The organism is Mesorhizobium sp. M0037 (genome assembly GCF_040323635.1).
In the GTDB taxonomy this organism is placed as follows: Bacteria; Pseudomonadota; Alphaproteobacteria; order Rhizobiales; family Rhizobiaceae; genus Mesorhizobium.
Genome location: NZ_JAMYVB010000003.1, coordinates 138562 through 155880, shown reverse-complemented (window position 1 = coordinate 155880; position 17319 = coordinate 138562). Strand labels below are relative to the sequence as shown.

Below are 17319 nucleotides of genomic sequence, written 5' to 3'. Positions count from 1 at the left end.
ACGTCTTGCAACCCTACTCCGCCGCCACCAATCCCGCCATGTCGCGGTTCTTCATCAGCTTGTAGACAATCGAATCCATCAGCGCCTGGAAGGAGGCGTCGATGATGTTTTCCGAGACGCCGACCGTCCACCAGCGTGCGCCGGTGCCGTCATGCGATTCGATCAGGACGCGAGTGATCGCCTCGGTGCCGCCATTGAGGATACGCACCTTGAAATCGGCGAGCTCCATGTCGGCGATCTCGCTCTGGAACTTGCCGAGGTCCTTGCGCAACGCGATGTCGAGCGCGTTGACCGGGCCGTGGCCTTCGGCCACCGACATTTTCTCCTCGCCCTCGACCATCACCTTGACGATGGCTTCGGAGACCGTCTTCAACTGGCCGTTGGCATCGAAGCGGCGCTCGACCATGCAGCGGAACGAAGTGACGTTGAAGAACTCCGGCAGGCCGTGCAGCATTTTGCGCGCCAACAGCTCGAAGGAGGCATCGGCCCCCTCATAGGCGTAGCCCTCGGCCTCGCGCTCCTTGACCACCGAGATCAGCTCATCGAGACGATGGTCGTCTCTGGGCACATCGATGCCGCGCCGCTTCAGCTCGGCGAGGAAATTGGCCTTGCCACCCTGGTCCGAAACCATAACGCGGCGGCGGTTGCCTACCGCCTCGGGCGGCACATGTTCATAGGTCGCCGGCTCCTTGGCCAGTGCGGAGGCATGGATGCCGGCCTTGGTGGCGAAGGCTGAGGCGCCGACATAGGGCGCCTGCGCTTCCGGAGCGCGGTTCAGCAATTCGTCGAAGGCGCGGGAAAGCCGGGATATCCCGGTCAGCGCCTCGGCCGAGATGCCGGTTTCAAACCGATCGGCGAAGGCCGGCTTCAGCGCCAGCGTCGGTACGATCGAGACCAGATTGGCGTTGCCGCAGCGCTCGCCGATGCCGTTCAGCGTGCCTTGGATCTGGCGCACGCCGGCCTCGACGGCGGCGAGCGAATTGGCCACCGCTTGGCCGGTGTCGTCATGGGCATGGATGCCGAGATGGCCGCCCGGAATACCTGAAACAATGACCTTGTCGACGATGGCGCGCACTTCCGAGGGCTGCGTGCCACCATTGGTGTCGCACAACACCACCCAGCGCGCGCCGGCATCATAGGCGGTCCTGGCGCAGGCCAGTGCGTAGTCCGGATTGGCCTTGAAGCCGTCGAAGAAATGCTCGCAATCGACCATCGCTTCCTTGCCGGCGGCAACAGCTGCTTCGACCGACGCGTTGATCGAGTCGAGGTTTTCCTCATTGGTGCAGCCGAGCGCGACGCGGACATGATAGTCCCAGCTCTTGGCGACGAAGCAGATGGCGTCGGACTTGGACTGCACGAGCGCTGCCAGGCCCGGGTCGTTGGATGCCGACACGCCTGCCCGCTTGGTCATGCCGAAGGCGACGAACTTTGCCTTCGCCGTGCGCTTCTGCTGGAAGAAGGCGGTGTCGGTCGGATTGGCGCCGGGATAGCCGCCTTCGACATAGTCCATGCCGAACTCATCGAGCAGCTTGGCAATCGCGATCTTGTCCTCGACGGAAAAGTCGATGCCCGGCGTCTGCTGGCCATCGCGGAGGGTTGTGTCGAAGAGATAGAGGCGTTGTTTGGTCATTGTTCTGTTGGCGCGCGAGCACCCCCCTCTGGCCTGCCGGCCATCTCCCCCTCAAGGGGGAAGATCGGCAGCTTTAGCGTCGGATCGTTTCCTGCAGCGACGGAGATTTGCGAAAGCGCCGATGACAGCCAATCTCCCCCCTTGAGGGGGAGATGTCCGGCAGGACAGAGGGGGGTGCCACGCGCTGTCATTTCCCCGCAAACCCATCCGTCGCGCGTATCAGCCGATCCAGAATCCCCGGCTCCGAATAGGAATGGCCGGCGCCTTCGATGAGGTGGAAATCCGCCTTCGGCCAGGCCTTGTGCAGGGCCCAGGCATAGCGCGCCGGGCACGGCATGTCGTAGCGGCCGTGGACGATTGTGCCGGGAATATCCGCGAGCTTATGGGCATCGCGCAGAAGCTGCCCCTCCTCCAGCCAGCCGGCGTGGACGAAATAGTGGTTCTCGATGCGGGCAAAGGCGATGGCGAAGTCGTCCTCGCCGAACTTGTCGCTGGTCTCCGGCTCCGGTAGCAGCGTGATCGTCTCACCTTCCCACAGGCTCCAGGCAAGGGCGGCTTCCAGCTCCGCCTTGCCATCGGCGCCGACCAACCGCCTGCGGTAAGCGGCCATCATGTCGCCGCGCTCGGCTTCAGGAATTGGCGCCAGGAAACGCTCCCATTTGTCGGGGAACATCTCGGAGACGCCGAACTGATAGTACCATTCGAGTTCGGCGCGGGTCAGCGTGTAGATGCCGCGCACGACAAGCTCGCTGACGCGATTAGGATGCGTCTCGGCATAGCCCAGCGCCAGCGTCGAGCCCCACGAGCCGCCGAACACCAGCCATTTTTCGAAGCCGCACATCTCACGCAGCCGCTCGATGTCGGCAACCAGGTGCCAGGTGGTGTTGGCCTCGAGCGAGGCGTTGGGTGTCGATTTCCCGCAGCCGCGCTGGTCGAACAGGATGACGTCGTAAAGCTTCGGGTCGAACAATTGCCGATGTTTTGGCGAGAAGCCGCCGCCGGGACCGCCATGCAGGAAAACGGCCGGCTTGGCGCCCCTGGTTCCGGAGCGCTCCCAGTAGATATGATGGCCGTCGCCGACATCGAGCATGCCGGACTCGAACGCCTCGATCTCTGGATAAAGAGTACGAAGTTCACTGTTCATTTCATTGCTCATATTTTCAGGCCGTGCGCGGGCCAGTCCGTGGTTTCGTGGTCGGGATGCTGGAAGGAGATGATCTGCTCCTGGCGGGAGTAGAAATCCGGATCCTGATGCATGGGCTGGTCAAAGATCGTTTCCACCCAAGGCAATCGGACCGCGTAGTTGACCTGGATCTGCGGCGCCAGATCGGAGCGGTCGTCGAAGGCGCCGATGGCGATCTCCAGTGCGCCAGGTTGGCGATAGGTCAGCGGTGTACCGCAGCGGGCACAGAAGCCGCGATCGATGTTGACCGACGACTGGAAATAGGTGGGCTCTTCGCGCATCCATTCGACGCCATCCTTGGGCACTGTCACCAGCGCGCCGAAAAACGAACCGAACTGTTTCTGGCACATGCGGCAATGGCAGATGGACGCCCGGCCGAGCTTGCCCTTGATGCGGAAACGCACGGCACCGCACTGGCAGCCGCCGGTTCGAACTTCATCGGTCATGATTTTCCCTCTGGCGGCCGGTGTTCGGTGTCCCATTGTTCGGTGTCATGGTCGGGATGCTGGTAGGAGACGAGCTCGGCGAGATAAGGCGCCGACGACATGTCGGCCATGGTGTCCTCGCCCGGCAATTGCGGGATGGTATCGACATAGGGAAGTTTTGCCTCCGTGCCCCACTGGATCAGCGGCACGATATCAGCCGGATTGTCGAAGGCGCCGATGGCGAGGCCGATGCCGTCGGGCGCGGTAAAGGTCAGCGGCGTGCCGCAATTGGCGCAAAAGCCACGATCGACATGGCTGGACGAGGCGAAATATTTCGGTTCGCCGCGCGTCCAGTCGAGTTTGGCGCCACGCACCGAGACCAGGGGCGCGTAAAATGAGCCGAACGCCTTCTGGCACATGCGGCAATGGCAGATCGAGGCGTCACCCAGCGCACCCTCGACGCGAAAGCGCACCGCGCCGCACTGGCAGCCACCGGTGTAGATCGGCCGGTTGTCGAGGCTCATGGCGTCTCACTCCGTTTCATAGTCATTCGGGCGCATGGCAGACGGCCTCGACATTGTTGCCGTCGGGATCCAAGACGAAGGCGCCGTAATAGTCCGGGTGATAATGCGGGCGCAGCCCCGGCCCGCCATTGTCCTTGCCGCCGGCGGCGAGCGCCGCGGCATGGAAGGCGTTGACCTCGGCGCGGCTGCGCGCGGTGAAGGCGACGTGCTGATGGGTCCTCGGCTTGTCATCGCTGGCCTGCAGCCAGAACACCGGCCGGTCGCGGCCATAGCCACCGACCTTCGCGCCGCCGGTATATTCCAGTGGCACCATGTAGATCAGCGAGGCGCCAAGCGGCGCTATCGCCTGGTCATAAAAGGCTTTCGACGCGTCGAAGTCGGCGACATTGATGCCGAGATGGTCGATCATGAAACAAGCTCCTCCCTTGCTGGCGCCGGCACGTCGGCGCCGGCCAAGCCGGCCCCGATGACGATGTGCTGGCAGGCATTGTCGATATCGCGGATGACGTCGTCGTTCCAGAAGCGCAGGATGGTCCAGCCACTGGCACTCAATTGAGCGCTGCGTGCCTTGTCGCGTTCTGCATCTTCTACGTCGGCATGCTGACTGCCATCAACCTCGACTACGAGGTGGTGGGCCGAACAGGCGAAGTCGACAATGTAGGGTCCAATCGGTACCTGTCGGCGAAAGCTCATCCCGATCAGCCGGTGAGCCCGCAACTCATTCCACAGTTTCAGCTCGGCATCGGTCATGACGCGACGCATGGACTTTGCATTCTTGCGCTGACGCGATGGAACGAGGTCGTGACCCATGCTCAGGCCACTCCGCGCTGGCGATTAGCGAAAACCGAGGCGAGGGCTGATCTCCCCCCTTGCGGGGGAGATGTCCGGCAGGACAGAGGGGGGTGCTGTCCCGCCAGCGTCTCAACCGGCAGCCATTGCGTTCTCAGAAAGTGGCCTAAATGAAAGTGGGCAAGAAGGAACGCTGGCGTTCCTTCGAACCCCCCTCTGTCCTGCCGGACATCTCCCCCGCAAGGGGGGAGATTGGCTGTCGCTGCCGCCTTCGCCAATCTTACAACGGTGTCTCGCGCCACCCTCACCGCTTCACCTCCCACGTCGTCACGCGTTCGTTGGTGACAGGATCCTTGCCGTCCTTCAGCTGCACGCCTTGCTCCAGAAGCTCGTCGCGGATGCGGTCGGCCTCGGCCCAGTTTTTCGCTGCGATCAGTTCCAAGCGCTTGGCGATCGCCTTGGCGATCGCTGCCTCGTCGACCTTGGCCGCGCCGATATCGAAGCCGAGGAACAACAGCGATGCCTTCAGCGATGCGGCCGCTTCGTTGCCCTCCGCGGCCTCACCGGCAAGCTGCGTGAGCTGCTGGAAGGCGGCATAGGTGGCGAGGTCGTCAGACAGCGCCGCCACAATCTCCGCCGGGACTTGCCCTGCCGACGGCGCCAGGTCAGCCGCGCGTTTCCATTTGCGCAGCGTGTTCTCGGCTTCCTCCAGCTTGCGCACGGAGAAATCGATCGGCTCGCGGTAATGCGTCATCAGCATCGCCAGACGCAGCACCTCGCCCGGCCATTTGCGGCCGCCGAAAGTTTCGGTCTCCAGCAGTTCGGCGATCGCGTAGAAATTGCCGACGCTCTTCGACATTTTCTGGCCCTCGACCTGCAGGAAGCCATTGTGCATCCAGATATTGGCCATGACGTCGGTGCCGTGGGCGCAACGCGACTGGGCGATCTCGTTCTCATGGTGCGGGAAGATCAAATCGAGGCCGCCGCCATGGATGTCGAAGACATCGCCGAGATAGGCGGCCGACATGGCCGAGCATTCGATGTGCCAGCCCGGCCGGCCCCTGCCCCATGGGCTGTCCCAGCCGGGCTCTTCCGGTGACGACAATTTCCACAGCACGAAATCGCCCGGGTTCTTCTTGTGAGCGTCGACGGCAATTCGCGCACCGGCCTGCTGTTCGTCGAGATTGCGCTTCGACAGCTCGCCATAATCCGGCATCGAGGCGGTGTCGAACAGCACTTCGCCGGCGGCGACATAGGCGTGGCCGCGTTCGATCAAACGTTCGATCAAGGTGATCATGTCAACCTTGCCGTCGGCGCGGCGCGCGACGAACTCGGTGGCGCGTGGCTCGACCGTCGGCGGCAAGCAGCCGAGTGCGGCGACATCCTTGTGATACTGGTCGGCGGTTTTTTCGGTGACGCGGCGGATCGCCTCGTTGAGCGTCAGGCTTCCCGACGCGATCTCGGCGCCGAAATCGCGCAGCGCGCGGGCGTTTATCTTGTCGTCGACATCTGTGATGTTGCGCACATACGTGACACCAGCCTCGCCATAGAGGTGACGCAGCAAACGGAACAGCACGTCGAAGACGATCGCCGGACGCGCATTGCCGATATGGGCAAAGTCGTAGACGGTTGGGCCGCAGACATACATGCGCACATTCGACGGGTCGATCGGGAGGAACACGTCCTTCGTCCGCGTTAGCGTGTTGTAGAGGCTGAGACCCTTCGATGCGTCAGACATGCGTGCCCTTCCGGTCCGTTAAGTTCTGGAGAGAGCCTTACCTGTGCCAAGGCACAAATCGGGCTCCAGCCTGCTGGCCGGGGCGTTTGTCCACTCTGGGGAAAGATGAGGCGAAAACGTCCGGACCAGCGCGAAGCTAGCCAATAATGCAAATGCCACAAATGGCGAAAAACGTTTTCATCGGCGGCTTTATCGCCTTGGCCGGTGTTGCCGTCAAGTCGCAACTTCCGGCAAAAGCATCGCTGGTTCATAGGTCAGGAGCCGCTGAAACATTTTATTAAACATGTCGGCACAGTCATGAAACATTCGCCGGCTAGTTCACCATAGGTCACGATTCGGTCAGATTCGGCCGGCAAACGCAGACACGGAAATGTTACAGGGAAGAGATCGATGTCACGAACCAAGCAGGAATCGAGCCGCGCCAAGCAACCGGCGCTCGCCAACCACTACCGTGCGATCGGCCCGGCCGCGATCGTCGCCGCCCTTCTCCACACCGCGAAGAATAAAAAGCCGGCGCCGAAAATCACTTCGCCCCGCGCTGCCTGAACAGGCATCGTGCCGCCGCCGACAAGGCGTGCGCCGGAACGGAAGGCTGAGGCCCCATAGCGCGCCTGAAAACAACAGCTCTTCCTATTGAGCAGGTTCTTCCCGAAGACCGGACATGGCTTCTTGGGAGCGCGCTCTAAAACAGCGTCATCTGACTGTCGTCCGCGCCGGGCTTCTGGCGCCTGACCTTGCCGGGCTCGACGATGCCCATGTCCTGTATCTCGGGCCCGATGTTGGCGACCTTGTTGACGAGGTCGGAGACCGGAATTGCCTCGAAGAAATCGGGCAGCGCGGGCTTGAGCAGGTCGGCCACATCGCGCGGTTCGAGCGTGCGGCAGTCCAGCCAGCGGGCAAAATCTTCAGGCGCGATCACCACCGGCATCCGGTCATGGATATGGGCGGTGCCGGCATTGGCGTTGACGGTAAGAATAGCGCCGGTGTCCATTTCCGAACCGCCCGGCTCGGCATAGGTTTCGATCAGCCCGGCAAAGGCGATCAACCCGCCATGCCTCGGCCGTATCCAGTAGGGCTGGCCCTTCTTGCCGCTCCCGGATTGCTGCCACTCATAGAAGCCGGAGGCCGGCACCAAGGCACGGCGATGGCGCATGGCGGCTCTGAACGAGGCTTTTTCAATAGCGCCTTCCGAACGCGCGTTGATGAGCAGCGGAAATTCCCTGGTGTCCTTGACCCAGGTGGGGATCAGTCCCCAGCGCACCAGCATCGCCTGGCGATCCGGGAAATTCGAGCCCGGCATGCGCGGCGGCCCCGACAGCGCCATCAGCACCGGCTGCGTCGGCGCGATGTTGTAGCGGGCCGGAAAATCCTCCAGCTCCGCCAGGCCGAGCAAGGCGGCAGTCTGGTCCGGCGTGGCCGTCAGGGCAAAGCGTCCGCACATGGGAAAGCTCGATGAAATGATCCGATCGCGAAAGTGGCGATGGAACCGGCGTTGCGCAACCGCTAAAGCTCAATGCCGCCGGCCGGTCCACAAGGGTCGGCCTCAAATAGGCGAAAACGAGATCGATGAACGAGCAGCGCAAGACACTTCCCGCAGTCTCGGTCGCCGTCGTGCGCGGCAGGACGGTGCTGCTGGTCAAGCGGGCGCGGCCGCCGTCGCAGGGGCTTTATGCCTTTCCCGGCGGCAAGGTCGAGCCCGGAGAGACGCTGCAAGAAGCAGCAGTGCGCGAATTGCTGGAGGAAACCGGGCTGCGGGCGCAGGACTATCGTCCGCTTCGCGACATCCACATCGACGGCAGCGGCGAGAATCACCCGGTCGACTATCTGCTGACCGTGTTCGGCGCCGTTTATGCCGGCGGCGAAGCGACGGCCAGCGACGATGCCGAGACCGCCGCCTTCTATAGTCTTGATGAAATGGCGACGCTGCCGCTCGCGGGTGACGTCATGGAGGTGGCTGAAGAGCTTTTGGCCTGAAGCAGGCCCATATCTGCCGCTCCGAGAATCGCCTTGCAGGCGACAAAATGTTTCGTCAGATAGACTTATGACCCGCACCTCGCTGTTCCTTGCCGCATGCATCGCCACCGCCACGGCTTTTGCCGTGCAGCCGGCGCTGGCCGCCGAGTCGCCGTTCGAGCCCGGGCTGATGCGACTGGCCGAGGTGCTGGGGTCGCTGCATTTCCTGCGCAATCTGTGCGGCGAAAAGGGCGACCAGTGGCGCACCGAGATGGAAAAGCTGATCGATTCGGAAAATCCCGATCCGGAGCGGCGTGCCCGCTTCATCGCCAGCTTCAACCGCGGTTACCGTTCCTTCGGCGGCACCTATACCCAATGCACGCCGTCAGCGACCGAAGCCATCAGCCGCTACATGAAGGAAGGCGAGACGCTGTCGCGCGACATCGCCTCGCGTTACGGCAACTGACGAGCGCCAGACGGCGTTTAGCGAACGCCTTTTCGAGCACCCGCCTTGTATCCACGGCACGTTGATGCAATCTTGGTGTTGCACTTGCGCAACAGTATTAACGAAACGTTAGCGCGCGAATGCGGAATTAACTCAAACTGAAGGTTTTCATCCCGCTCACCGGTCTAATCGGCTAAGTTTGAATCGGACCGAACGCACGCGACGAAGTTTGTAAAGACGATCAAAAAAATGTCGTATTTACAGATACTTACTTAGCCTGCGTGAGATAGGGGCAGCCCAAGCCGGATCCGACCCGTCGGACCGCCGCTTGAAAAGGTGGACATCGCAAATGGAACATGGCGTCAACGACATCGACGCGCTGGTCAGGGAAGAAAAGCGCCTGACCGCGGTGGAAAGCCATAGCGAGGCCTGGGCGGAAGGTCTGTCGGCCGGCATAGAACCTGAAATCATCGCCGAGGCAGCGCTTGAAACCGCGTTCGGCGAGATGCTGCGAGCCAATGGCGAAACCTCGGCCCTTGCCCTGCTCGATCGCATGCGTGAAAAGGTGATCGCCGGCGCCTTCGAGCCGGAGCGGTTTCGGCACTAGGCGTCGCGCGTCTCAGAGGGTGCATCGCCAGCTTACCGGTTCTTTGACGACGGCGCGCCGTTTGGGCATCATGCCTGAACAGCCTAGGCCCAAGGAGAGGCAAGCGGTGAATTTTTCGATGTCAGGCCGGCCTCGCGGCGTGGTCCTCAGCATCTGGCTTGCCGCCTCTTGCGCCGCGGTTCCGCTGGCGCTTGTCCTGACCAGCAACCCTGCCTATGCGCTGAGCGAGATCAAGCGCGAGGAGCTTCCAGCTCCTGCCGGGCCACCAGCCAATGGTGAGACGGCGCCGTCGGAAAATTCAGTGCCAATGCCCGATCTGCCCGGCACGGCGCCACCGGCCGCTAGCCAGCCGAAATCGCCCACGGAGCCCGAACAAAGCCAACCGGAAGCCCCCGCCAACGATGGCGGCGTGGCCAACCCGCGTGCCGATCCAGAAGCGCCGGTGCCCGAAGTCGTCTATGACCTTTCCAAATTGCCCGAGCCCGTCAGGCGCATGCGCGATCTGATGGTCGAGGCCTGCGTAAGCGGCGACATCGAGAAGCTGCGGCCGCTGATCGGCAAGGGCGACACCATGACCCAATTGTCGCTGGGCGAAATCGAGGGCGACCCGATCGCCTTCCTGAAAGGGCTATCGGGCGACAAGGAAGGTCAGGAAATCCTCGCTATCCTGGAAGAGGTGCTCAATGCCGGCTATGTCCATGTAGACGTCGGCACACCGCAGGAACTCTATGTCTGGCCATATTTCTTCGCCCTGCCGCTGGACAAGCTCAACGCCAGGCAGCGGGTCGAACTGTTCAAGATCGTCACCGCCGGCGACTATGACGACATGAAGCAGTTCGGCGCCTACATCTTCTACCGCGTCGGCATCACGCCGGCCGGGCAGTGGACATTCTTCGTCGCCGGGGATTGAACGGCGATTCCCCTGGGATGGCTACTGGCTAGGGCTAGAAAGCTCGAGGCCTGTGTCAGGCCATATGCGGATACCTTCATTTCGAAGGGCCGAAATCGCTTCGACCGCCGCGTTGGGATCCATTTGCAGCACCTCGGCGGCATGCCGCAATTCTTCCTTGTCCCGCAGCCTGTTTACCACCCAAGCCACCTTGCGCTCGATATCCACGCCATAGGCCGCCTTCGCCTTGCCAACAGCGTCGCTCGGGATTTCCTTATAGATGCCAACCAGCACTCCAAGATCGATGGCATCGCGATATGCAATTGCACGGTCCTGACATCGATCCGCGTTCGCCAGCAACTTCTCGGCAAACATATCCGCCGGGACCAGGGCGGATACATTCAGATCGTCGTCGAAATGGCCTCGCAGTTTTATGCGGCCTTCGCGGATGACTTCAAACTTGATCGTTTGGCCTTTCAACCGCACGATCGTCCGCAAGCCATATTGATCGATCTGGAAGTCCCGAACAGCCTCGACCGGCTCAGGAAAGAATGCTCTGACGCCACGTTCGGCTGCGGAGGTCCGCAATTCGCGATAGCCATCACTGTCCGCACACAGGAAGTCCACATCCAGTGAGCGGCGATATTCCCCGAATTTCATAACGATCGCAGTGCCACCGCCGAACCAGCACTGGTTTGCGGTCAGGAAATGGCGATCCATCAATCCGAGCGCTTCGGCAATGATCTGGTGCTCGGGCCTCTTGAATTCCATCATGACGCTCGCGGTGTGTCCTGTTGATATTCCGGCTGCGAGGAACGATCAGGTGAGGGAAATCAGCCGGCGGTCAAGAGCACGCCGTGACCGAATTTGTCTGCCAAACTTTGGATAAGCATCTTCTCACGCACAGTAAGACGCTTTTGATCGACAAACCGCCAATTACGCTCATACAGCGCAAATGCCTCTTCGGCCGGAATCGGGCGTGCCGCATCGCGGTTCCAGGCGAGCGCCTGGAGCTCCGGAAACTCCGCAGGGACAATCATGGGCGCGATATCTGCGTTCATAATGCCCTTAACGTAGTGGATAGCGCTTAAAAAATCCAACGCAGCAAGAAACCGCTAAGCCGGCAGCGCCTCGGAAAACTCTACCGGCCTGCCCTGCCCGGGCGTGACGATCTCGCCTTCCCACATCACGCGACGACCGCGCACGATGGTGCCGATCGGCCAGCCGGTGACTTCCTTGCCGTCATAGGGCGTCCAGCCGGCCTTGGAGCCGGCTTGCGCATTGGTGATGGTCTCGCGCCGCTGGAGGTCGACAATGGTGAAATCGGCGTCATAGCCTGCGGCGATACGGCCTTTCCGGGCCATGCCGAAGATGCGCTGTGGGCCATGGCTGGAGAGGTCGACGAAGCGCTGCAGGGTCAGCCGGCCTGAATTGACGTGGTCGAGCATGATCGGCACCAGCGTCTGCACCCCGGTCATCCCCGACGGTGAGGCCGGATAGGGCTTTGCCTTTTCGGCCAGCGTGTGGGGGGCGTGGTCGGAGCCGAGCACATCGACGATGCCTTGCGCAATGCCGTGCCAGACGCCGTCGCGATGGCGGGCCGCGCGAACCGGCGGATTCATCTGGATCAGCGTGCCCAGCCGCGCATAGTCGTCGGCGGTGAGCGTCAAATGGTGCGGCGTCGCCTCGCAGGTGGCGACATCCTTGTGCTGTTCGAGGAACACGATCTCTTCGGCAGTGGAGATGTGCAGGACATGGATGCGGGCGCGGGTGCTGCGCGCGATGCGCACCAGCCGCTCGGTGCAGCGCAAGGCCGCGATCTCGTCGCGCCAGACGGGATGCGATGACGGGTCGCCCTCGACGCGCAGGCCCAGGCGCTCGCGCAGCCGGAACTCGTCCTCCGAGTGAAAGGCGGCACGGCGGCGGGTGTTGCGCAGGATCGATGCGACACCCTCGTCGTCCTCGACCAGCAGATCGCCGGTGGACGAGCCCATGAACACCTTTATCCCGGCAGCACCGGGCAGCCGCTCGAGCTCACCGACATCATCGGCATTCTCGCGCGTGCCGCCAACCCAGAAGGCGAAGTCGCAATGCATCCGGCTGGTGGCGCGGCGCACCTTGTCGGCAAGCGCCGCCTCGCTGGTGGTCAGCGGATTGGTGTTGGGCATTTCGAAGACGGCGGTGACCCCGCCCAGAACAGCGGCGCGAGATCCACTCTCGAGATCTTCCTTGTGCTCCAGCCCCGGCTCGCGAAAATGCACCTGGCTGTCAACGACGCCGGGCAGGACGTGCAGCCCGCGACAGTCGATCGCTTCGCCGGCCGAAGCTTGGCGAAGATCGCCCATTGCGACGATGCGACCACCCTTGACGCCGACATCGCGCGCGCCCTCGCCATCATGGTTGACCACCGTGCCGCCTGTCAGGATGAGGTCGTAGGTGGTGGCCATGGGCGTTCGGTCTCTTGCGGGGGGAGTATCGTCGGCTTACGTAAAGGCCGACCGTTTTGCAAGATCAGGTTCTTTGCCGCCCATGCCTTTTGCCCTGCTCAAAGACCGCGCTCTCATTTCTGTGTCAGGCCCGGATGCCGAGCATTTTTTGCAGAACATCCTCACCACCGACCTCGACACGCTGGGCGCCGGTGCGGCAAAACCCGGTGCGCTGCTTTCGCCGCAAGGCAAGATCCTGTTTGATTTCCTGATCTCGCGTAGCGGCGAGGACGGATTCCGGCTGGATTGCCGTGCCGACGTCGCAGACGACTTCCTGCGCCGGCTGATGCTTTACAAGCTGCGCGCCAAGGCCGAGATCGCGAAGCAGGATCAAGTGCTTGTGACGGTTGCGTGGGGCGATGATTCAAGCGCCTCACCTTCTGATTCAACGACACTTGCCGATGCCCGCTTCCGCGATGTGGTTGTGAGCCGTTTCTATGGCGGCGCATCCGCAGGTGGCGACCCGGCTGCGTGGAAGGCGCTCCGCATCGCCAAAGGCATTGCCGAAAGCGGTTCCGATTATCAGCTCGGCGATGCCTTCCCTCACGACGTGCTGCTCGACGAGACCGGCGGCGTCGGCTTCAAGAAAGGCTGCTATGTCGGCCAGGAAGTGGTCTCGCGCATGCAGCATCGCGGCACCGCCAGGCGCCGCGTGCTGATCGTTTCGGCCGACCGCGCCTTACCCGCGCCCGGCACGGAGCTGACGGTTGCGGGGCGGCCGGTCGGCACGCTCGGCTCGACCGCGGGCACGGCCGGCCTCGCCATTGCCCGCATCGACCGGGTCAAGGCGGCGCTCGACGCTGGCCAGCCGGTACTGGCCGGTGATGTCACCGTCTCACTCGCCATCCCGTCCTGGGCGAAGTTCAGCTTTCCCAGGGAAGCCATCGGCGCGGAGGACGCCTGATGGCTGCCGATCGCGTCGGAGCGCCACCCCGCGCGTGGCAGCGCATGCTGTCGGGACGGCGGCTCGACCTGCTCGACCCCTCGCCGCTCGACATCGAAATCTCCGACATCGCCCACGGGCTTGCCCGAGTCGCCCGCTGGAACGGCCAGACCCGCGGCGATCACGCCTTTTCGGTCGCCCAGCATTCGCTGCTGGTCGAGGCGCTGTTCAGCGAGTTGCAGCCGGGCGCGTCGGCCAATGCGCGGCTGGCAGCACTGCTGCATGACGCGCCGGAATATGTCATCGGCGATATGATCTCGCCGTTCAAATCGGTGATGGGCGGCTCCTACAAGGAGTGCGAGCTGCGCCTCCAGCGCGCCATCCATCAGCGCTTTTCGCTGCCGCCCGAACTCGGCGTCGGCTTGCGCAAGGAGATCAAGCGCGCCGACCAGATCGCGGCCTATTACGAGGCGACGCTGCTTGCCGGTTTCTCCACCGCGGAAGCAACCGAGTTCTTCGGCCGGCCGCGCGGCTTCAATGCCGACCGCTTCGACTTTAAGCCGCACTCGGTGACCTCGGCGCAAGCTGCCTTCCTAAAACGCTACGCAACGCTTGAAAAGCAACGCCAGGCAACGGTTGCCGTGCATTCGGCGCAGTGAACATACGCTAAATTAACCAGCGGTAACCACAGTACCGGGTTTCGATCACGGTCAGCAGGCACGCCTCATGTCCGTTGCGCACGTCAAGGGTGGTTCGCCCGTCCGCAGACGGGGAGCCGGAGGCGTCGCCGCGCCACGGCAGATCGCCGACGAACTGCGCCACCAGAACGAGCGCTTTTCGGCGGCCGTCGAGAATATGTCGCACGGGCTGTGCATGTTCGACGCCGACGAGCGGATGATCATCTGCAACGGCAACTATATCAGCATCTTCTCCCTCGACGCGAAGATCGTGCGGCCCGGCATCGCGTTCCTGGACATTCTAAAGCACAGCGTCGACATCGGTGTCGCCTCACAGAGCGCCGAAGACCTGTATGCCATCCGCAAGCCCTATATCGAGCGCGCGCAAGCCTCGACCTACGAGGAAATACTGTCGGACGGACGCATCGTTTCCATCACGCACCGGCCGCTGGCCTCAGGCGGCTGGGTGTCGATCTATGAGGACATTACGGAGCAAAGGCGGGCCGAGCAGGAACTGAAGGAGCAGCACCGCCGCTTCGATGCGGCGCTCGCCAACATGTCGCAAGGCCTGTTGATGTACGACGCCGAAGGCACGCTGATCGTGCGCAACCAGCGCTTCCTCGACCTCTACAAGGTCACGCCTGACGACTTCCCGCTCGGCATGAGCCAGCGCGCCCTGCTCGAACAGATGGTGCGACTGCGCATCTATCCGTCGATGGACATCGACGGCGAGATCGCCAACACCAGAGCCAGCCTGCAGGCCGGTGAGGAGCGTTCGACCGACCGCAGCCTTGCCGATGGCCGAACGCTGCTGGTTGCGCGCCGGCCGCTTACCGGTGGCGGCTGGGTGGCGACCTTCGAAGACATCACCGAGCGCCGGCGCGCCGAAGAGCGCATGAGCCACCTTGCCCATTACGACACGCTGACCGACCTGCCCAACCGCTCGATGTTTCGCGAACGGCTCGACCAGGCGATGGCCGGCGATACACCGTTGGCGATCTTCTCGCTCGACCTCGATCGCTTCAAGGCCGTTAACGACACCTGGGGACACCCGGCCGGTGACTGGCTGCTGAAATGCGTGGCGGAGCGGTTGCGGCACAGCCTGCGCAGCGACACCGATGTGGTCGCCCGCCTCGGTGGCGACGAGTTCGCCATCCTGCAGTTCAATCCCAAAGGCGCCACCGATGCGGAACAACTGGCAAAACGCATCGTCGCTGTCGTCAGCCAGCCGTTTCGCGACAAGGGCCGCGACATGCATGTCGGCATCAGCCTTGGCATCGCGCTGTATCCCGGTGACGGCAAGGACGCCGACACGCTTTTGAAGAACGCCGACATGGCGCTTTACAGCGGCAAGAGCGAAGGCCGCAACGTCTACCGCTTTTTCGAGCCCGGCATGGATGCCTTGGTGCGGGCGCGCCTGGCGCTCGAAACCGATCTCGAGACGGCACTGAAACGGCGGGAGTTCGTGCTGGAGTTCCAGCCGATCACCAACATCGCGTCGGGCAAGATCGTCGGCGCCGAATCGTTGATGCGGTGGAATTCACCGACGCGCGGCCTGGTGGCGCCCGACAATTTCATCGCAGCCGCCGAAGACAGCGGGCTGATCATTCCGCTGGGCGAATGGGCGCTGAAACAGGCCTGCAGTGTGGCCGCCGGCTGGCCGCCTGGAATGCGCATCGCCGTCAATGTCTCGGCAGTGCAGATCAGAAGCGCCGACTTTGCCCGCAGCGTGATTTCGGCGCTGGCCGTTTCCGGTGTGCCGGCCAGCCGGCTCGAACTGGAAATCACCGAGACCGTGCTGATGGATGAGAGCGAGACGGTGCTGAAGACGCTGAGGCAGCTGCGCGAACTCGGTATCCGCATCGCGCTCGACGATTTCGGCACCGGCTATTCGTCGCTCGGCTATCTCAGGCGTTTTCCCGTCGACAAGATCAAGATCGACCGCTCCTTCATCCACGATATCGACAACAAGGACACGGCGGCGATCGTGCGCACGATCATCGGGCTTGGTGCCGAACTTGGCATCACCGTCACCGCCGAAGGCGTCGAGACCGAAGCGCAGCTCGACATATTGCGCAAGGCTAGCTGCGTCGAGGCGCAGGGCTTTCTGATCGGCATGCCGTCAAAGGCCGCCGACATGGCTCGACTTCTCAAGACGAGGGCAGCGTCCCGGCGCGCCTGAACATCCCCGGCGTCATTCCATGCGCGGCGCGGAAGGTGCGCGAGAGATGGCTTTGGTCGGAGAAGCCGGCCGCAAAGGCGGCACCGGCGAGATCTGAACCTTGCCGGATCAGCAGATCGGCACGGCGCAGCCTGCGGTCACGGATGAAGGCAGCAGGGGTGAGACCCAGCACTTTCCTGAAATCGCGGATAACTTGAAAGCGCGTCACGCCTGCGGCTTCAGCGAGCCGCTGCAAATCGAGGCCCGAGTTCAGATGGTCTTCGATGACCTGTTCATAGACCCGGAGCCGGCTTTTCGATCCGAAGCTTTCGACCGCCTCGCGCCGCCGGCCGCCCCAATCGCCATGGCGCAGGATGAGCTTGCGCAAGGCGATCAGCATGGATGTTTCGGCGCTCGTGGCATCACCCAATGTCGAAGCCAAGTGCGCGACGCCTACTGCCTGGACGAGATCGGCATCATCTACGATCGCTTGTGAAAACAACGGCGGGCGATCCTGCCCGAGTTCGTCCGCGATCGCACCCACGAGCGAGGCCGAGGGATAGAAGGTGCGGTAAGCCCAGCCCTGGTCGGCGCCCGCCTCGCCGTCATGCCATATCTCCGGATTGACGAGCAGAACCGTGCCCGACGGCGCGAGGACAGTCTCGTTGCCGATGCGGACACGCTCGCACCCTTGCGTGATCAGGGCGACGACATAGGTGGGGTGCGTGTGCAGCTGGTAGCGATGCCGCGTGAAGCGCGCCTTGAGCATGCCAAGATCGCGAAAGCGCGGATGACGCCAGAACTGCGTCGTCTCCTGAGGCTGTTGAATTCCAGACACGGTCAATCCTGTTCAAGACGCCGCCGGCGCAAATCCTCTACGTGCTGGCATCGACAAGGCCGAATTTACGATAGCCGGCAAGGAGAGCGCA

Annotated in this window: 20 protein-coding genes; 8 read left to right on the top strand and 12 right to left on the bottom strand. The window is 62.8% G+C overall.

Annotated features, from left to right (window positions below; translation table 11 throughout):
• Positions 1-13: 13 nt before the first annotated feature.
• The 7 genes from cimA to cysS form a co-directional block, all read right to left on the bottom strand.
• Positions 14-1630, bottom strand: coding sequence for a citramalate synthase (cimA, locus tag NKJ78_RS07700; RefSeq protein WP_023738587.1), 1617 nt, complete (start codon positions 1628-1630; stop codon positions 14-16).
• 187 nt (positions 1631-1817) lie between these two features.
• Positions 1818-2774, bottom strand: a complete 957-nt coding sequence (pip, locus tag NKJ78_RS07695; protein WP_023738586.1) for a prolyl aminopeptidase — start codon at positions 2772-2774, stop codon at positions 1818-1820.
• An 8-nt stretch (positions 2775-2782) separates the two neighbouring features.
• Complete coding sequence (locus tag NKJ78_RS07690) at positions 2783-3259, bottom strand: GFA family protein (protein ID WP_023687309.1); 477 nt, start codon at positions 3257-3259, stop codon at positions 2783-2785.
• On the bottom strand, positions 3256-3762 hold the full coding sequence (locus tag NKJ78_RS07685; protein ID WP_023687308.1) for a GFA family protein: 507 nt from the start codon (positions 3760-3762) through the stop codon (positions 3256-3258). Before NKJ78_RS07685 ends, NKJ78_RS07690 begins: the two co-directional genes overlap by 4 nt.
• A gap of 22 nt (positions 3763-3784) precedes the next feature.
• The gene (locus NKJ78_RS07680) at positions 3785-4171 is read right to left on the bottom strand and encodes a VOC family protein (protein ID WP_352459642.1); all 387 of its coding nucleotides are present in this window, start codon (positions 4169-4171) and stop codon (positions 3785-3787) included.
• Positions 4168-4572: an endonuclease domain-containing protein gene (locus NKJ78_RS07675; RefSeq protein WP_023738584.1), complete on the bottom strand. Its 405-nt coding sequence runs from the start codon at positions 4570-4572 to the stop codon at positions 4168-4170. Before NKJ78_RS07675 ends, NKJ78_RS07680 begins: the two co-directional genes overlap by 4 nt.
• Before the next feature lie 283 nt (positions 4573-4855).
• Complete coding sequence (gene cysS / locus NKJ78_RS07670; protein WP_023738583.1) at positions 4856-6289, bottom strand: cysteine--tRNA ligase; 1434 nt, start codon at positions 6287-6289, stop codon at positions 4856-4858.
• A gap of 390 nt (positions 6290-6679) precedes the next feature.
• Between cysS and NKJ78_RS07665 the strand changes: the two genes are divergently transcribed.
• Positions 6680-6835 carry a hypothetical protein gene (locus tag NKJ78_RS07665; protein WP_023673568.1) on the top strand — a complete coding sequence of 52 codons (156 nt, stop codon included), beginning with the start codon at positions 6680-6682 and terminating at the stop codon, positions 6833-6835.
• A 136-nt stretch (positions 6836-6971) separates the two neighbouring features.
• On the opposite strand, the gene NKJ78_RS07660 is transcribed toward NKJ78_RS07665, so the two are convergent.
• A complete protein-coding gene (locus NKJ78_RS07660) occupies positions 6972-7730 on the bottom strand; it encodes an SOS response-associated peptidase (RefSeq protein WP_352459643.1) in 759 nt (252 codons plus the stop codon).
• A gap of 125 nt (positions 7731-7855) precedes the next feature.
• On the opposite strand from NKJ78_RS07660, the gene NKJ78_RS07655 reads away from it, so the two are divergent.
• The 4 genes from NKJ78_RS07655 (at position 7856) to NKJ78_RS07640 (ending at position 10204) form a co-directional block, all read left to right on the top strand.
• Positions 7856-8263, top strand: coding sequence for an NUDIX hydrolase (locus NKJ78_RS07655; RefSeq protein ID WP_023698665.1), 408 nt, complete (start codon positions 7856-7858; stop codon positions 8261-8263).
• A 67-nt stretch (positions 8264-8330) separates the two neighbouring features.
• Positions 8331-8708, top strand: coding sequence for a TIGR02301 family protein (locus NKJ78_RS07650; protein ID WP_023692875.1), 378 nt, complete (start codon positions 8331-8333; stop codon positions 8706-8708).
• 328 nt (positions 8709-9036) lie between these two features.
• Positions 9037-9294: a hypothetical protein gene (locus NKJ78_RS07645; protein ID WP_023673564.1), complete on the top strand. Its 258-nt coding sequence runs from the start codon at positions 9037-9039 to the stop codon at positions 9292-9294.
• A 106-nt stretch (positions 9295-9400) separates the two neighbouring features.
• Complete coding sequence (locus NKJ78_RS07640) at positions 9401-10204, top strand: hypothetical protein (RefSeq protein ID WP_023687301.1); 804 nt, start codon at positions 9401-9403, stop codon at positions 10202-10204.
• A 21-nt stretch (positions 10205-10225) separates the two neighbouring features.
• On the opposite strand, the gene NKJ78_RS07635 is transcribed toward NKJ78_RS07640, so the two are convergent.
• The 3 genes from NKJ78_RS07635 to NKJ78_RS07625 form a co-directional block, all read right to left on the bottom strand.
• Positions 10226-10954, bottom strand: a complete 729-nt coding sequence (locus tag NKJ78_RS07635; protein WP_023684480.1) for a nucleotidyl transferase AbiEii/AbiGii toxin family protein — start codon at positions 10952-10954, stop codon at positions 10226-10228.
• Positions 10955-11016: 62 nt separating this feature from the next.
• Entirely contained in the window at positions 11017-11244 is a 228-nt protein-coding gene (locus NKJ78_RS07630) for a hypothetical protein (RefSeq protein ID WP_027049982.1), read from the bottom strand.
• Between the two features lie 54 nt (positions 11245-11298).
• Entirely contained in the window at positions 11299-12630 is a 1332-nt protein-coding gene (locus NKJ78_RS07625) for a dihydroorotase (protein WP_023727576.1), read from the bottom strand.
• A gap of 82 nt (positions 12631-12712) precedes the next feature.
• On the opposite strand from NKJ78_RS07625, the gene ygfZ reads away from it, so the two are divergent.
• From ygfZ to NKJ78_RS07610, 3 genes are all read left to right on the top strand, one after another.
• Positions 12713-13573 (top strand): CAF17-like 4Fe-4S cluster assembly/insertion protein YgfZ, encoded by an 861-nt coding sequence (gene ygfZ, locus NKJ78_RS07620; RefSeq protein ID WP_023727575.1) that lies wholly within the window; start codon positions 12713-12715, stop codon positions 13571-13573.
• Positions 13573-14211, top strand: coding sequence for an HD domain-containing protein (locus NKJ78_RS07615; protein ID WP_023727574.1), 639 nt, complete (start codon positions 13573-13575; stop codon positions 14209-14211). The genes ygfZ and NKJ78_RS07615 overlap by 1 nt, the downstream gene beginning before the upstream one ends.
• A gap of 67 nt (positions 14212-14278) precedes the next feature.
• Complete coding sequence (locus NKJ78_RS07610) at positions 14279-16411, top strand: putative bifunctional diguanylate cyclase/phosphodiesterase (RefSeq protein ID WP_352459644.1); 2133 nt, start codon at positions 14279-14281, stop codon at positions 16409-16411.
• Here NKJ78_RS07610 and NKJ78_RS07605 read toward each other — a convergent pair.
• Positions 16380-17159, bottom strand: a complete 780-nt coding sequence (locus tag NKJ78_RS07605) for an AraC family transcriptional regulator (protein ID WP_050593978.1) — start codon at positions 17157-17159, stop codon at positions 16380-16382. The two genes, NKJ78_RS07610 and NKJ78_RS07605, sit on opposite strands and share 32 nt — an antisense overlap.
• Positions 17160-17319: the final 160 nt, after the last annotated feature.

Bases quoted from the DNA above. Each gene is read 5' to 3' on its own strand.
- cimA (WP_023738587.1), bottom strand. From the start codon at position 1,630: ATGACCAAACAACGCCTCTATCTCTTCGACACAACCCTCCGCGATGGC.
- pip (WP_023738586.1), bottom strand. From the start codon at position 2,774: ATGAACAGTGAACTTCGTACTCTTTATCCAGAGATCGAGGCGTTCGAG.
- NKJ78_RS07690 (WP_023687309.1), bottom strand. From the start codon at position 3,259: ATGACCGATGAAGTTCGAACCGGCGGCTGCCAGTGCGGTGCCGTGCGT.
- NKJ78_RS07685 (WP_023687308.1), bottom strand. From the start codon at position 3,762: ATGAGCCTCGACAACCGGCCGATCTACACCGGTGGCTGCCAGTGCGGC.
- NKJ78_RS07680 (WP_352459642.1), bottom strand. From the start codon at position 4,171: ATGATCGACCATCTCGGCATCAATGTCGCCGACTTCGACGCGTCGAAA.
- NKJ78_RS07675 (WP_023738584.1), bottom strand. From the start codon at position 4,572: ATGGGTCACGACCTCGTTCCATCGCGTCAGCGCAAGAATGCAAAGTCC.
- cysS (WP_023738583.1), bottom strand. From the start codon at position 6,289: ATGTCTGACGCATCGAAGGGTCTCAGCCTCTACAACACGCTAACGCGG.
- NKJ78_RS07665 (WP_023673568.1), top strand. From the start codon at position 6,680: ATGTCACGAACCAAGCAGGAATCGAGCCGCGCCAAGCAACCGGCGCTC.
- NKJ78_RS07660 (WP_352459643.1), bottom strand. From the start codon at position 7,730: ATGTGCGGACGCTTTGCCCTGACGGCCACGCCGGACCAGACTGCCGCC.
- NKJ78_RS07655 (WP_023698665.1), top strand. From the start codon at position 7,856: ATGAACGAGCAGCGCAAGACACTTCCCGCAGTCTCGGTCGCCGTCGTG.
- NKJ78_RS07650 (WP_023692875.1), top strand. From the start codon at position 8,331: ATGACCCGCACCTCGCTGTTCCTTGCCGCATGCATCGCCACCGCCACG.
- NKJ78_RS07645 (WP_023673564.1), top strand. From the start codon at position 9,037: ATGGAACATGGCGTCAACGACATCGACGCGCTGGTCAGGGAAGAAAAG.
- NKJ78_RS07635 (WP_023684480.1), bottom strand. From the start codon at position 10,954: ATGGAATTCAAGAGGCCCGAGCACCAGATCATTGCCGAAGCGCTCGGA.
- NKJ78_RS07630 (WP_027049982.1), bottom strand. From the start codon at position 11,244: ATGAACGCAGATATCGCGCCCATGATTGTCCCTGCGGAGTTTCCGGAG.
- NKJ78_RS07625 (WP_023727576.1), bottom strand. From the start codon at position 12,630: ATGGCCACCACCTACGACCTCATCCTGACAGGCGGCACGGTGGTCAAC.
- ygfZ (WP_023727575.1), top strand. From the start codon at position 12,713: ATGCCTTTTGCCCTGCTCAAAGACCGCGCTCTCATTTCTGTGTCAGGC.
- NKJ78_RS07615 (WP_023727574.1), top strand. From the start codon at position 13,573: ATGGCTGCCGATCGCGTCGGAGCGCCACCCCGCGCGTGGCAGCGCATG.
- NKJ78_RS07610 (WP_352459644.1), top strand. From the start codon at position 14,279: ATGTCCGTTGCGCACGTCAAGGGTGGTTCGCCCGTCCGCAGACGGGGA.
- NKJ78_RS07605 (WP_050593978.1), bottom strand. From the start codon at position 17,159: ATGCTCAAGGCGCGCTTCACGCGGCATCGCTACCAGCTGCACACGCAC.